General features: G+C 71.5%; 12 protein-coding genes and 1 pseudogene. 4 read left to right on the top strand and 9 right to left on the bottom strand.

Annotation, left to right across the window (positions count from 1 at the left end):
* Positions 1 to 358: 358 nt before the first annotated feature.
* Positions 359 to 1,366 carry a stage II sporulation protein M gene (locus tag ACFYYJ_RS39005; protein ID WP_385134319.1) on the bottom strand — a complete coding sequence of 336 codons (1,008 nt, stop codon included), beginning with the start codon at positions 1,364 to 1,366 and terminating at the stop codon, positions 359 to 361.
* A 112-nt stretch (positions 1,367 to 1,478) separates the two neighbouring features.
* Between ACFYYJ_RS39005 and ACFYYJ_RS39010 the strand changes: the two genes are divergently transcribed.
* Positions 1,479 to 2,396 carry an RDD family protein gene (locus ACFYYJ_RS39010; protein ID WP_389139380.1) on the top strand — a complete coding sequence of 306 codons (918 nt, stop codon included), beginning with the start codon at positions 1,479 to 1,481 and terminating at the stop codon, positions 2,394 to 2,396.
* Between the two features lie 3 nt (positions 2,397 to 2,399).
* Here ACFYYJ_RS39010 and ACFYYJ_RS39015 read toward each other — a convergent pair whose 3' ends face one another.
* Positions 2,400 to 3,029: a hypothetical protein gene (locus tag ACFYYJ_RS39015; RefSeq protein WP_389139382.1), complete on the bottom strand. Its 630-nt coding sequence runs from the start codon at positions 3,027 to 3,029 to the stop codon at positions 2,400 to 2,402.
* A gap of 106 nt (positions 3,030 to 3,135) precedes the next feature.
* Positions 3,136 to 4,572, bottom strand: coding sequence for an adenosylhomocysteinase (ahcY, locus tag ACFYYJ_RS39020; RefSeq protein WP_389139384.1), 1,437 nt, complete (start codon positions 4,570 to 4,572; stop codon positions 3,136 to 3,138).
* A gap of 397 nt (positions 4,573 to 4,969) precedes the next feature.
* Here ahcY and ACFYYJ_RS39025 point away from each other — a divergent pair.
* Both ACFYYJ_RS39025 and lepB read left to right on the top strand, forming a co-directional pair.
* Positions 4,970 to 5,140: pseudogene (locus ACFYYJ_RS39025) on the top strand (PTS sugar transporter subunit IIA); the annotation flags it as partial.
* Between the two features lie 115 nt (positions 5,141 to 5,255).
* Positions 5,256 to 5,948: a signal peptidase I gene (gene lepB / locus ACFYYJ_RS39030; RefSeq protein ID WP_389139386.1), complete on the top strand. Its 693-nt coding sequence runs from the start codon at positions 5,256 to 5,258 to the stop codon at positions 5,946 to 5,948.
* A gap of 70 nt (positions 5,949 to 6,018) precedes the next feature.
* Here lepB and ACFYYJ_RS39035 read toward each other — a convergent pair whose 3' ends face one another.
* From ACFYYJ_RS39035 to ACFYYJ_RS39060, 6 genes are all read right to left on the bottom strand, one after another.
* Positions 6,019 to 6,948: a cation diffusion facilitator family transporter gene (locus ACFYYJ_RS39035; protein ID WP_385132877.1), complete on the bottom strand. Its 930-nt coding sequence runs from the start codon at positions 6,946 to 6,948 to the stop codon at positions 6,019 to 6,021.
* A gap of 71 nt (positions 6,949 to 7,019) precedes the next feature.
* Positions 7,020 to 8,177, bottom strand: a complete 1,158-nt coding sequence (gene manA, locus ACFYYJ_RS39040; protein ID WP_389139389.1) for a mannose-6-phosphate isomerase, class I — start codon at positions 8,175 to 8,177, stop codon at positions 7,020 to 7,022.
* Between the two features lie 39 nt (positions 8,178 to 8,216).
* Positions 8,217 to 9,350, bottom strand: coding sequence for an SIS domain-containing protein (locus ACFYYJ_RS39045; RefSeq protein ID WP_385364128.1), 1,134 nt, complete (start codon positions 9,348 to 9,350; stop codon positions 8,217 to 8,219).
* An 82-nt stretch (positions 9,351 to 9,432) separates the two neighbouring features.
* The gene (locus ACFYYJ_RS39050; RefSeq protein ID WP_376658899.1) at positions 9,433 to 9,618 is read right to left on the bottom strand and encodes a Trm112 family protein; all 186 of its coding nucleotides are present in this window, start codon (positions 9,616 to 9,618) and stop codon (positions 9,433 to 9,435) included.
* Positions 9,619 to 9,799: 181 nt separating this feature from the next.
* Positions 9,800 to 11,170 carry a phosphomannomutase/phosphoglucomutase gene (locus ACFYYJ_RS39055; protein ID WP_385364127.1) on the bottom strand — a complete coding sequence of 457 codons (1,371 nt, stop codon included), beginning with the start codon at positions 11,168 to 11,170 and terminating at the stop codon, positions 9,800 to 9,802.
* Positions 11,171 to 11,261: 91 nt separating this feature from the next.
* Complete coding sequence (locus tag ACFYYJ_RS39060; RefSeq protein WP_389139392.1) at positions 11,262 to 11,645, bottom strand: DUF3499 domain-containing protein; 384 nt, start codon at positions 11,643 to 11,645, stop codon at positions 11,262 to 11,264.
* A gap of 90 nt (positions 11,646 to 11,735) precedes the next feature.
* On the opposite strand from ACFYYJ_RS39060, the gene ACFYYJ_RS39065 reads away from it, so the two are divergent.
* The gene (locus ACFYYJ_RS39065) at positions 11,736 to 12,227 is read left to right on the top strand and encodes a metallopeptidase family protein (protein WP_385132867.1); all 492 of its coding nucleotides are present in this window, start codon (positions 11,736 to 11,738) and stop codon (positions 12,225 to 12,227) included.
* Positions 12,228 to 12,312 lie beyond the last annotated feature (85 nt).

Consider the following 12,312-nt stretch of genomic DNA (forward strand, 5'->3'; position numbering starts at 1 on the left):
TCTCGGGCTTTCCTCCGGGCTTTCGTTCTGCTGTCTTGCGTTTCCGACTCTATCAGACTCTTTCGTGTCCGACTTCCTCGGTGCTTTCCAGGTCTTCGCTTTCGCGCTTTCCTTTCCGGCGAGTCCGACTCTATCAGAAGTTTTCCACCGGATTTACCGGCTTCGGATTCCTGATTAATGAGACGGTTGTGCCCCGATCGAATTCAATTTCGAAGTGGGGGCGAGAAAGATTATGAACCATCGCTGCCGAACTTGTCCAGTTCGAGGCAACCGTTAGAATCTACCTCCCCGTCGCGGATGTGTCAACACCCGTTCCGGGACCTGAGGAGACTAGCAGCTCGGCGGGGTCCGATGCACATCAGGCCGCGGTCGGGAGAGTCGCCGTCTGGTCCGCGGCCTCGACGTCGCCCGTCTCGCCCTCGCGGGAGGCCCGGCCGCCCAGGACGTACACGTAGACGAGGAAGGCCGCTTCGGCGACGACGCCGATGGTGATGCGGGCCCAGGTGGGGAGGCCGGACGGGGTGACGAAGCCTTCGATCAGGCCCGAGACGAACAGGACCAGTGCCAGGCCGATGGCCATGCCGAGTGCGGCGCGACCCTGTTCCGCGAGGGCCGTGCGGCGCGTGCGCGGGCCCGGGTCGATGACCGTCCAGCCCAGGCGCAGGCCCGTGCCCGCGGCGACGAAGACCGCCGTCAGTTCGAGGAGGCCGTGCGGGAGGATCAGGCCGAGGAAGACGTCCAGGCGGCCGGCGGCCGCCATCAGGCCGAGGCCGACGCCGAGGTTCAGCATGTTCACGTAGAGGATCCAGAGGACCGGGAGCCCCAGGAAGGCGCCCAGGACCAGGCATATCGCGGCCGCCTGGGCATTGTTCGTCCAGACCTGGGCGGCGAAGGAGGCCGCGGGGTGGCTGGAGTAGTACGTCTCGTACTCGCCGCCCGGCTGCGTCATCTCCTTCAGGAACTCCGGGGTGCCGATGGCCCCCTGGACCTCCGGGTGCGTGGCTATCCACCAGCCGATGATCACGCCGACCACCGTGGAGACCAGTGCGGTCGGTATCCACCAGCGGCGGCTGCGGTAGACCGCCGCTGGGAAGCCCGCCGTGAAGAAGAGGGCCGCGTCGCGCCAGCCGGCGCGGCGGGTGCCCGTCACCGTGGAACGGGCCCGCGCCACCAGTTGCGTCAGACGGCCCGTGAGCATGGGGTCGGGCGCGCTGGACTGGATGAGGGACAGGTGCGTCGATACGCGCTGGTAGAGCGCGACGAGTTCGTCGGCCTCAGTACCGGTCAGACTGCGACCCCGGCCCAGGAGCTGTTCCAGGCGGTCCCATTCCGCGCGGTGTGCCGCCACGAAGACGTCGAGATCCATACGGTTGCCGCTCCCCTGCCCCTGGTCCCCTGCCACTGCCTGTTCCTCGTGTGGTCAGCTTGGCAGACTGGACGCCGAAGGGGTCGGGGCAGGTCACGTGAAAGGTGCTGTGGTGAGCGATCTGGTGACGGGGGACGCGGTGGTCCTGGGGCTTCGGCCCGCGCGGCTGCCGAGCCGGGCGCTGGCCATCGTCCTCGATCTGCTCGTGTACTTCACCGGGTACACGGTGATCATGATCGGGCTGGCCTACTCGACGGCCTCCCTCGACGAGGCCGCGCAGGCCGCCGTGATGGTGGCGAGCTTCGTGCTGGTGCTGGTGGGCGTGCCGATCGCGATCGAGACGCTGAGCCACGGGCGGTCGCTGGGCAAGCTCGCCTGCGGCCTGCGGGTGGTGCGGGACGACGGCGGGCCGATCCGCTTCCGGCACGCGCTGGTCCGGGGCGCCATGGGTGTGGTGGAGCTGCCGGCCACCCTCGGGTCCGTCGCGTGCATCGCCTCGCTGGTGTCGTCGCGGGGCCGGCGGCTCGGGGACGTCTTCGCGGGGACGCTGGTGATCCGCGAGCGGGTGCCGGCGGCCCGGGTGATGCAGGTGCCTCCGCCGCCGCCGTGGCTTGCGGGGCGGTTCACGACGCTGGACCTCTCGGCGGTGCCGGAGGGACTGTGGATGGCGATACGCCAGTACCTGACCCGGATGAACCAGCTGGACCCGCAGGTGGGGGCCGCGATGGCGGCTCGGCTCGCGGACGATCTCGTGGCGCGTACGGGCGCGCCGGCCCCGGCCGGGGTGCCGGCTGCCGCGTTCCTGATGGCCGTGGTGCACGAGCGGCAGTCCCGAGACGCCGCGAGGGCCTTCCGGCCGGGTGGTACGGCCGCCCCCGTGCCGGTGGCCGGGGGTGGGCCGGTGCCGGTGGGCGGGCCTGTTGTCGCTCCCCCGCCCGTGGCGCCCGTTGCTCCTGTCTCGCCCGCCGCTCCCGTCGCGCCCACCGACGTGCAGGCTCCGCGGAGTGGTGGGTTCGCGCCGCCCGCGTAGGCGCTAGTCGCTCTCGTACCGGTCGAACGTCGAGGGCGGGGTCTCCAGGTGTTCGAGTTCGATGCCGGGGGCCGAAAGGACCACGTCACCCGCGATGTGGATCGTGTGGACCTCGCCGGTGTCCAATGCGCTGACCTGGTACTCGTCCACCAGCAGCGGGCCGCTGTCCGTCGGGTGCTCCTCGCGCCGCAGCAGCGCCCAGGCCTGGTCGACCGTACGGGGTGCCAGGACCGGGTCCGTGAGCGCGACCAGGCGGACGCGGGTGGCGGGGGCGCCGGGGGCCAGGCGCAGCAGGCGGGCCGTGGCGATGAGGAAGGCCGGGGAGGTGCCGGTGAAGCCGGGGGCGCGCACGTTGCCCTCGGTGGCCTCGGTTCCGGTGGGGTCGGTGCGGACCCAGGTGACTCCGTCGATGGCGGCCCCGCGGACCTGCCAGCTCGCGGCGTTCAGTTCGAGGCGGATGGGGCGGCCCAGTTCGTCGATGGCCAGGTCGACGGAACCGCGGTGTTCGCCGTCCGGTGCGGTGAGCTGGGAGACGTAGCGCCAGCCGGAGGGGCCCGGGGCGCAGTGGAAGTGCTCCTCGCCCAGGGGTGCGTGGTCGTGCGGGTCGTGGAGCGAGTAGCGGCCGCGGGGCATGGTGCGCACACTTCTGTCGGGACGGGGACGTCGTGACGTACGGGGCAGGCCCCCGGCACACGTGCCGGGGGCCTGCTTCACATTCTGCTGGGTGCCGCTGCCGGGATCAGTAGCGGTAGTGGTCCGGCTTGTACGGGCCCTCGACCTTGACGCCGATGTAGGAGGCCTGCTCCGGGCGCAGGGTGGTGAGCTTGACGCCGAGGGCGTCGAGGTGGAGGCGGGCGACCTTCTCGTCGAGGTGCTTGGGCAGCACGTAGACGTCGGTCGGGTACTCCTCCGGCTTGGTGAAGAGCTCGATCTGGGCCAGGGTCTGGTCCGCGAAGGAGTTCGACATCACGAAGGACGGGTGACCCGTCGCGTTGCCCAGGTTGAGGAGACGGCCCTCGGACAGCACGATCAGGACCTTGCCGTCGGGGAACGTCCAGGTGTGGACCTGCGGCTTGACCTCGTCCTTGACGATGCCCTCGACCTTGGCCAGACCGGCCATGTCGATCTCGTTGTCGAAGTGGCCGATGTTGCCCACGATCGCCTGGTGCTTCATCTTGGCCATGTCGCCGGCCATGATGATGTCCTTGTTGCCCGTGGTCGTGATGAAGATGTCGGCCGTCTCGACGACGTCGTCCAGCGTGGCGACCTGGTAGCCGTCCATCGCGGCCTGCAGCGCGCAGATCGGGTCGATCTCGGTGACGATGACCCGCGCGCCCTGGCCCCGGAGGGACTCGGCGCAACCCTTGCCGACGTCGCCGTAACCGAAGACGACCGCGACCTTGCCGCCGATGAGGACGTCGGTGGCGCGGTTGATGCCGTCGATCAGGGAGTGGCGGCAGCCGTACTTGTTGTCGAACTTCGACTTCGTCACGGCGTCGTTCACGTTGATCGCCGGGAAGAGCAGGTCACCCGACTGCATCATCTCGTACAGGCGGTGGACACCGGTGGTGGTCTCCTCCGTCACGCCGCGGATCTCGGACGCGAGCTGGGTCCACTTCTGGGGGGCCTCGGCGAGCGTGCGGTTGAGCAGCTGGAGGATGTAGCCGTACTCCTCGGAGTCCGCCGTGGACGGGTCCGGGGCGGAGCCGGCCTTCTCGAACTCGACGCCCTTGTGGACGAGGAGGGTGGCGTCACCACCGTCGTCGAGGATCATGTTCGGGCCGCCGGTGGGGGTGTTCGGCCAGGTCAGCGCCTGCTCCGTGCACCACCAGTACTCCTCCAGCGTCTCGCCCTTCCAGGCGAAGACGGGAACGCCCTGCGGGTTCTCCGGGGTGCCGTTCGGGCCCACCGCGATGGCGGCGGCAGCGTGGTCCTGGGTGGAGAAGATGTTGCAGGAGGCCCAACGGACGTCGGCGCCGAGGGCGACGAGGGTCTCGATGAGCACGGCCGTCTGCACGGTCATGTGCAGGGAGCCGGTGATACGGGCGCCGGCCAGCGGCTGCGACGCCGCGTACTCCCGCCGGATCGACATCAGACCGGGCATCTCGTGCTCGGCCAGGGTGATCTCCTTGCGGCCGAAGGCGGCGAGGGAGAGGTCTGCGACCTTGAAGTCCATGGGTGCTGCTCCTCATGGTTCGAGAGGGTGGGTACGGCTGGGCCGTGCGCCGGCCGGATGGAGACATGGCGGCACACCGAGCACAGTCCGTCGGGGGTCCTCTCTCCCCTCGGCCGGCCTCTCGGACCGCCCGACCGCCATCAGCAGCGACGCCTGACACTGATGACGAATCTACACCGATCGGCGCAGCCGGCCCCAGTCGAACGAGGATCACGTCGGGACGGGATTCAGGCCTTCCGATGGGCTCCTTCAGGGCCTTTCGGACTTTTGATCCACCCCTTGTGCCGGGCAGGATTTTCGGTGGATCGGTCGAGTAAGCGCCATCCCGTGGACCCCTCGGCGTGAAGGAGATTCCGGTGACCAGTCAGGCAGGCCCTCCCCCGGGCGGAAGCGCGATCGGGCGGAAGCGCTGTTCATGATCTCGGTGCCGGAGGCCGCGGCGGGCGACGAGCACCTGCGGATCCTCGCGCTGCTGTCGCGCAAGCTGACGGACGGCGGCTTCCGCGAGCGGCTCCGGTCGGCTCCGGACGGGCCCGTGATCCTGGGGGTGCTGCGCGAGATCCGGTAGCCGCGACTCCGCCCGACGGGGTCGCGCACGTGGTGCGGGACCCCGTCGGCGTTCCCGCACGGGCCCGCCCGTACAGTTCGGCCGCGAGCCGGATCGAGGAGAGCGGGGGCGGGTCGTGGGGAAGCAGGTCAGGGTGCCGGGACGTGGGCTCGGGGTGGCGTCGGTGGTGCTGTTGGTGCTGGGTGCGGTGCTGACGTGCGTCGGGGCTCTCGGCGGCTACTTCTTCATGCCGACGAAGGTCGTGTACTCGGACAACATGAAGCCGACCCACCTGCGGGGCGATTCGAGGGTCTTCAACCTGTTGGTCACCAAGGTGGACCGCGGTGACGTGGTGCTTTTCGACGCCTCGGTCTGGGGTGAGCGGGGCATGTTCGTGGAACGGGTCGTCGCGGTGGGCGGCGACCGCATCGAGTACCGGCCCGGGGTCCGGACATTGATCTTGAACGGGAAGCCGCTGGACGAGCCGTACGTCCTGGGCGCCGATGCGGTGGCGGGGTCGTTCGCCGCGTTCAGCGTGGTGGTGCCCGAGGGCCGGCTGTTCCTGCTGGGCGACAACCGCGGCAACTCCGCCGACTCCCGCTACCGGTTCGCGGAGACGGAGGGCGGGACCGTGCCCCTGTCCGCCGTGAAGGGCGCGGTCATCGAGAAGGGCCATCCGCTGGTCGTCGGCCTGCGGTCCACGATGTTCGTCGGGATCGCCGTGCTTTCCGTCGGCGCGGTGTCCGGCATCGCCTCGCTGCGGCGACGCCGTGCGGCCGCGGCGGCACCGGTCGCGTACGCGTGGCAGGTGCCGCCGCAGGGACACTGAAGGCCGGGACGCGGAAAGGCCCCCGCGAGCCGAGGCGTTCGGCTCGCGGGGGCCTTCGTGCTCTCCTGGACTACTCGGCGGCCTTGGCTGCCGGGCGGAGGATGTCCGGTTCGAGGTAGATGACGCGGGCGATCGGGACGGCCGCGCGGATGCGGGCCTCCGCGGCGTCGATGGCCCTGGCCACCTCGACCGCGGTGTCGTCGTGCTGGACCGCGATCTTGGCGGCGACCAGCAGCTCTTCCGGGCCGAGGTGCAGGGTGCGCATGTGGATCAGGCCGGTGACGGTGTCGCCGTCGACGACGGCGGCCTTGATCTTCTCGACCTCTTCCGTCCCCGCGGACTCACCGAGCAGCAGGGACTTGGTCTCCGCGGCCAGCACGATGGCGATGACGATCAGCAGGATGCCGATGCACAGGGTGCCGATGCCGTCCCAGACGCCGTCGCCGGTGAGGAGGGCGAGGCCGACGCCGCCCAGGGCCAGGACCAGGCCGACGAGCGCCCCGAAGTCCTCCAGCAGGACCACGGGCAGCTCGGGGGCCTTGGCGCGCCGGATGAAGTCGGTCCACGACAGCTTGCCGCGGATCTCGTTCGACTCCTTGATGGCGGTGCGGAAGGAGAAGCCCTCGGCGATGATCGCGAAGGCGAGCACGCCGATCGGCCAGTACCAGTCCTCGATCGGGTGCGGGTGCTGGATCTTCTCGTAGCCCTCGTAGATGGCGAACATGCCACCGACCGAGAACAGCACGATGGAGACGAGGAAGGCGTAGATGTAGCGCTCGCGCCCGTACCCGAAGGGGTGTTGGGGGGTCGCCTCCCGTTGGGCCTTCTTCCCGCCGAGGAGGAGCAGTCCCTGGTTTCCGGAGTCGGCCACGGAGTGGACGCTTTCCGCGAGCATCGACGAGGAACCGCTGAAGAGGAATGCCACGAATTTGGCCACAGCGATGGCGAGGTTGGCGGCGAGTGCCGCCACGATCGCCCTGGTACCGCCCGACGCGCTCATGGGTGCAGGGTGTCCTTCCTAGCGACTGATACCGGCCGCACATTCTTGCAGCCGCCGGTACGGACGCTACGTCAGACCTTCACGGTGGCACGGAAGAGCGTGCCGGTTCCGGATAGTTCGACCTTTTCGTCCGCCGGTACGAAGACCGATTCGCCGGGTGCGAGGACCAGTTCGCCCGCGCGCGGTGAGCCCGCCGTGCAGAGCAGGATCTGCGGGGCGCCGTCCGGGAGGACGCGGGCGACGGCGCCGGGGGCGAGGACGAAGCGCGAGAGGCGGAACTCGTCGATGGGGGCCTCGTAGACCTCCTCGCCGTTGCCCTCCGGGCGCAGCACGTTCGGGTCGCCCGGCTGGAAGTTCGTGATCTTCAGCAGTTCGGGTACGTCCACGTGTTTGGGGGTGAGCCCGGCGCGCAGCACGTTGTCGGAGTTGGCGAGCAGTTCGACCCCGAGGCCGTCGATGTAGGCGTGCGGGACGCCCGCGCCGAGGAACACCGCCTCGCCGGGCTGGAGTCGGAAGTGGTTGAGGAGCATCGCCGCGACGACGCCCGGGTCGCCCGGGAAGTGGTGGACGAGGGAGGAGTACGGCGCGTAGCGGCCGCCGAGACGGTCCGCGGCGGCCTCGACGTCCGCGACGGTGCGGGCCATCTCGGCCCGGTCCGCGGTCAGTACGGCGGTGAGCACCTCGCGCAGAGCCGCTTCCTCGGGGTGCGCGTGGAGCAGGTCCACGTACGGCTTGAGGCTGTCCACACCGAGGCCGTCCATGAGTTCGGCGGCGTCCAGGGGCGGGCGGAAGCCGCAGAACCCGTCGAACGGGGTGAGCGCGCACAGCATTTCGGGCTTGTGGTTGGGGTCCTTGTAGTTGCGGTGCGCGGCGTCGAAGGGCACCCCGCGGCGCTCCTCGTCCTCGAACCCGGCCTTGGCCTGGTCGAGGTCGGGGTGGACCTGGAGGGAGAGCGGGGCCCCCGCTGCGAGGATCTTCAGGAGGAAGGGCAGCCCGGGGCCGAACCTGGCGACGGTGGCGGCGCCCAGTTCGCGCTCCGGGTCGGCGGCGATGACGTCCGAGAGGGCCTGCTCACCGTCCCCGCGGTCGAGGCGCGAGGGCGCGCCCGGGTGGGCGCCCATCCACAGCTCGGCCTGCGGCTCGCCGGTGGGGTCGACACCGAGGAGTCGGGGGATCGCGGTGGTCGATCCCCAGGCGTAGGGGCGGATCGTGTTGGTCAGGCGGTCCATCGTCGTCTTCCTGGATAGAGCCGGGCACCGTGGTGTGTCTCAGCTGTGTCCCCCGGAGGCCAGCGCCAGGTAGGCGGTGGCGAAATCCGTGACGGCGAGGAGTTCGGCGAGCTGCTCCAGCTCGACGCCCTCCTCCGGTTCGAGCTCGCTGATGGCCGTGTCGTGGCTGAGGGCGAGCTCGCGTGCGGCGGGGGCGGCGGTGAGGCCGCCTGCCGGCCGGTCACGCAGCAGGACGACCCGGGCGCGAAGAGCCTGAGGCTCCTCGACCCGGTCACGGAAGAAGTCATCGGGGTCGGCGCCGGCGGCGAACGCGCCGGCGAGCAGGACACCGTGGGCGGGCAGGGCTTCGGGGAGCGCGGCGGACAGTGCGGGGCGCCCGGCGAGCTCGGCGAGGGTGGCCGCGAAGCGGCGGCCCGCGGCGCCGGCTTCGGCGCCTTCGCTCCAGATGAGCGGGAGGGAGTCGGCCAGCTCCGCGGCGAGGGTCTTGGCCGGGTTGGAGTACGTGACGATGGCGGGCCCGCAGCGCTCGGCGGTGCGGTCGAGCCGGTCCGCGACGAGCTGGAGGGTGTCCGGGGCGGCCGTGACCAGCCCGACCTTGTCCAGGAGCAGCAGCAGCGGGGTGAGCAGGGCCCACAGGGCGCCGGGGCCGGCCGCGGCGGACTCGTCGTACTCCTGGTACGGGGCCTTGGCCATCGGTACGAGGAGCCCGTGCGCGCTTTCCACCGCCTCGGTCAGCGGTGAGCGCTCGGGGGCGACGGCGACGACTGTGCAGCCGCGCCGGTAGGCCTGGTCGGCGAGGACGCCGAGCCCGGGCTCGGTGCCGTCGGTGGTGGCGATGAGCAGCAGGTCGACGGGGCCGGCCCAGCCGGGCAGGGACCAGCGCAGGGCTCCGGCGGCGTGCGCGACGCCGGTGGGATCCAGGCGGATGACGGGCGCGGAGGCTCCGGCGAGGGCGCCCAGCAGGTCGGCGACGCCGGTTGCGGCGGTGCCGGAGCCCGCGATGAGGACCGCGCGGGGGCGGCCGTCGGGGCGGAGATCGCCGAGGCCTGCCTCGGTCGCGTGCCGGGCCGCCGTGCGGACCCGGGCCCCGGCCTCGGCCGCGCCGCGGAGCAGGCCCCTGCGGTCTGCGCGGGCGAGATCGTCCGGTGCGTCGAGGAGCGACTCGTCGAGCATGGCGGCCTCCTGCGGTGTTGACGCGGGTGGGGTCAGGCGCCGGCCGTCGGGCCGGCCTTCTGTCAGGCGGGGCGGCCTTCTGTCAGGCGGGGCGGCGGGCCTCGTCCACGAGGAGGACCGGGATGCCGTCACGGACGGGGTAGGCGAGACCGCAGTCCTGGCCGGTGCAGATCAGCTCGGGGGCCGTTTCGTCCGCCGACTCGTCCTGGAGGGGGGAGTGGCAGGCGGGGCAGGCGAGGATCTCCAGAAGACCGGCTTCGAGCGGCATGTGGTGCGTTCCCTTCGGGCATGCGGATGGTTGTGCGGGCGGGCGAGGTCAGCGTACCGCCGAGTCACCTCCGGTGCGGCCCGGAGAGTGCGGTGCGGCGCCGTTGCCGGGGCTCCGCCCCGGACCCCGCGCCTCAAACGCCGGCGGGGCTGGTTCTGCCCCCGCCGGCGGGTCGGATCCGTCAGGCGCGGATCAGGGCGAGGACCTCGTCGCGGACCTTCGCGAGGGTGGCGGCGTCGCGGGCTTCCACGTTCAGGCGGAGGAGGGGTTCCGTGTTGGAGGCGCGGACGTTGAACCACCATTCCGCTTCCGACACGGTGAGGCCGTCCAGCTCGTCGAGGGTGACTCCGTCGCGGCCGGCGTAGGTCTCCTTGACGGCGGCCAGGCGGCCGGCCTGGTCGGCGACGGTGGAGTTGATCTCGCCGGAGCCCTCGTAGCGGTCGTAGGAGGCCACCAGGGCGGACAGCGGGCCGTCCTGGCCGCCGAGGGCCGCGAGGACGTGGAGCGCGGCGAGCATGCCGGTGTCCGCGTTCCAGAAGTCCTTGAAGTAGTAGTGCGCGGAGTGCTCGCCGCCGAAGATGGCGCCGGTCTTGGCCATCTCCTCCTTGATGAAGGAGTGGCCGACGCGGGTGCGGACGGGGGTGCCGCCGTTCTCGCGGACGACCTCGGGGACGGACCAGGAGGTGATCAGGTTGTGGATCACGGTGCCGGTGCCGCCGTTGCGCGCCAGCTCGCGGGCCGCGACCAGCGCGGTGATCGCGGACGGGGAGACGCCCTCGCCGCGCTCGTCGACGATGAAGCAGCGGTCGGCGTCGCCGTCGAAGGCGATGCCGAGGTCGGCGCCCTCGGCGAGGACGCGGGCCTGGAGGTCGACGATGTTCTTCGGGTCGAGGGGGTTGGCCTCGTGGTTCGGGAAGGTCCCGTCCAGCTCGAAGTACATGGGGACGAGGTCCAGCGGGAGGCCCTCGAAGACGGTCGGGACGGTGTGGCCGCCCATGCCGTTGCCCGCGTCGACGACGACCTTGAGCGGGCGGATCGAGGTCAGGTCGACCAGGCCGCGCAGGTGGGCGGCGTAGCCGGGCAGGGAGTCCAGCTCGGTGACGGTGCCGGGGGTGGTGCCCTCCGGGGTGGCGGGGGCGCCCTCGTCGGTCCACTTCTCCACCAGCTCGCGGATCTGCGAGAGGCCGGTGTCCTGACCGACCGGGGCGGCGCCCGCGCGGCACATCTTGATGCCGTTGTACTTGGCCGGGTTGTGCGAGGCCGTGAACATGGCGCCGGGCAGGTTCAGGGAACCGGAGGCGTAGTAGAGCTGGTCGGTGGAGCACAGCCCGATCAGGGTGACGTCCACGCCGCGGGCGGCCGCGCCGCGCGCGAAGGCGGCGGACAGGCCCGGGGAGGAGGGCCGCATGTCATGGCCGATCACGATCGCCGTGGCGGCCGTGACCTCGACGAACGCGGCACCGAACAGTTCCGCCAGGGGCTCGTCCCACTCGTCCGGTACGACACCGCGCACGTCGTACGCCTTGACGATGTTCGAAAAATCTGCGGCCACTGCCTGCCCTCCTGAAGGTCCTGTGCGGTCGGGCCAACCTACCTTGAAGCAGGAGACGCCGGTCAGATGGCCGCGGCCGGATGATCAGGCGTCAGGAATCGGGCGATCTCAGGACGCGCAGGTGTCCACGACGCGTCTCCCCGGTGGCGGGGCCGCCGTTCTGGCCGTGCCCGGTGCCCCCGGTACCGGCCGCGCGCTCCGGCGGGCGGGCGGCCTCGCGTACGGCGTTCGCGAGGGCTTCGAGGTCGTCACCGCTGGGGCGCGACGGCGCGGAGCCGTCGGACAGGCGGACGACGTCCCAGCCGCGCGGCGCGGTCAGGCGTTCCGAGTGCTCGGCACACAGGTCGTAACAGTGGGGTTCGGCATAGGTGGCGAGCGGGCCGAGAACTGCGGTCGAATCGGCGTAGACGTACGTCAGTGTCGCGACGGCAGGGCGGCCGCACGCGGTGCGCGAACAGCGACGTACAAGGCTCACGACGTTGGACGGTACCGCACTCTTGACCGGGCCGCGACGACTCTGCCGCCGCTCGCTCCCCCGTGTCGCCCCGAGGGCTACCCTGCGGGGGTGACCGACAGCACCCTTCCTCCCCCTCCGGCGGACCCTCCCGCGGACCCGCCCGCGGGGGTCCCGGCCGAGCCGCGCGTACGTCGACGGGACCGGCACGGACGCGGGATGCGCGGGCCGGTGGCGCCGCCGCAGGTGCCGCTGTCGGCGAGCCGGGCGGAGCTGTTCGGGGACCTCGTACGGGATTCCGTGGAGCGGCTGGAGCGGCGTTGGCCGCAGCTGGCCGAGGTGGAGTTCCTCGTCGGTGACGTCCCGGGCCCGCCGGGCGGTCCGGACGGCGGCTGGAACGACGAGGCGGTGCCGCTGGGCGCGCTGTCGGAGCCGGCGGGCGGCAGGCCGGCCCGGATCGTGGTGTTCCGGCGGCCGGTGGAGATCCGTACGAAGTCCCGGGACGAGAAGGCGCTGCTGGTCCACGAGATCGTGGTCGAGCAGGTGGCGGAGTTGCTCGGGCTGTCGCCCGAGACCGTTGATCCGCGGTACGGGCAGGACTGACCCCCGTTCGGGCCGTGGCCGTGGCCGTGGCCACGGCGGGGTGCGGCGCCGTTGCGGGGGCTCCCCGCCCCCGGCCCCCGCGCCT

This window comes from Streptomyces sp. NPDC002467 (genome assembly GCF_042889825.1).
GTDB lineage: Bacteria > Actinomycetota > Actinomycetes > Streptomycetales > Streptomycetaceae > Streptomyces.

Coding starts and splice junctions, on each gene's coding strand:
- ACFYYJ_RS39005 (WP_385134319.1), bottom strand. CDS start 1,366: ATGGATCTCGACGTCTTCGTGGCGGCACACCGCGCGGAATGGGACCGC.
- ACFYYJ_RS39015 (WP_389139382.1), bottom strand. CDS start 3,029: ATGCCCCGCGGCCGCTACTCGCTCCACGACCCGCACGACCACGCACCC.
- ahcY (WP_389139384.1), bottom strand. CDS start 4,572: ATGGACTTCAAGGTCGCAGACCTCTCCCTCGCCGCCTTCGGCCGCAAG.
- ACFYYJ_RS39035 (WP_385132877.1), bottom strand. CDS start 6,948: ATGAGCGCGTCGGGCGGTACCAGGGCGATCGTGGCGGCACTCGCCGCC.
- manA (WP_389139389.1), bottom strand. CDS start 8,177: ATGGACCGCCTGACCAACACGATCCGCCCCTACGCCTGGGGATCGACC.
- ACFYYJ_RS39045 (WP_385364128.1), bottom strand. CDS start 9,350: ATGCTCGACGAGTCGCTCCTCGACGCACCGGACGATCTCGCCCGCGCA.
- ACFYYJ_RS39050 (WP_376658899.1), bottom strand. CDS start 9,618: ATGCCGCTCGAAGCCGGTCTTCTGGAGATCCTCGCCTGCCCCGCCTGC.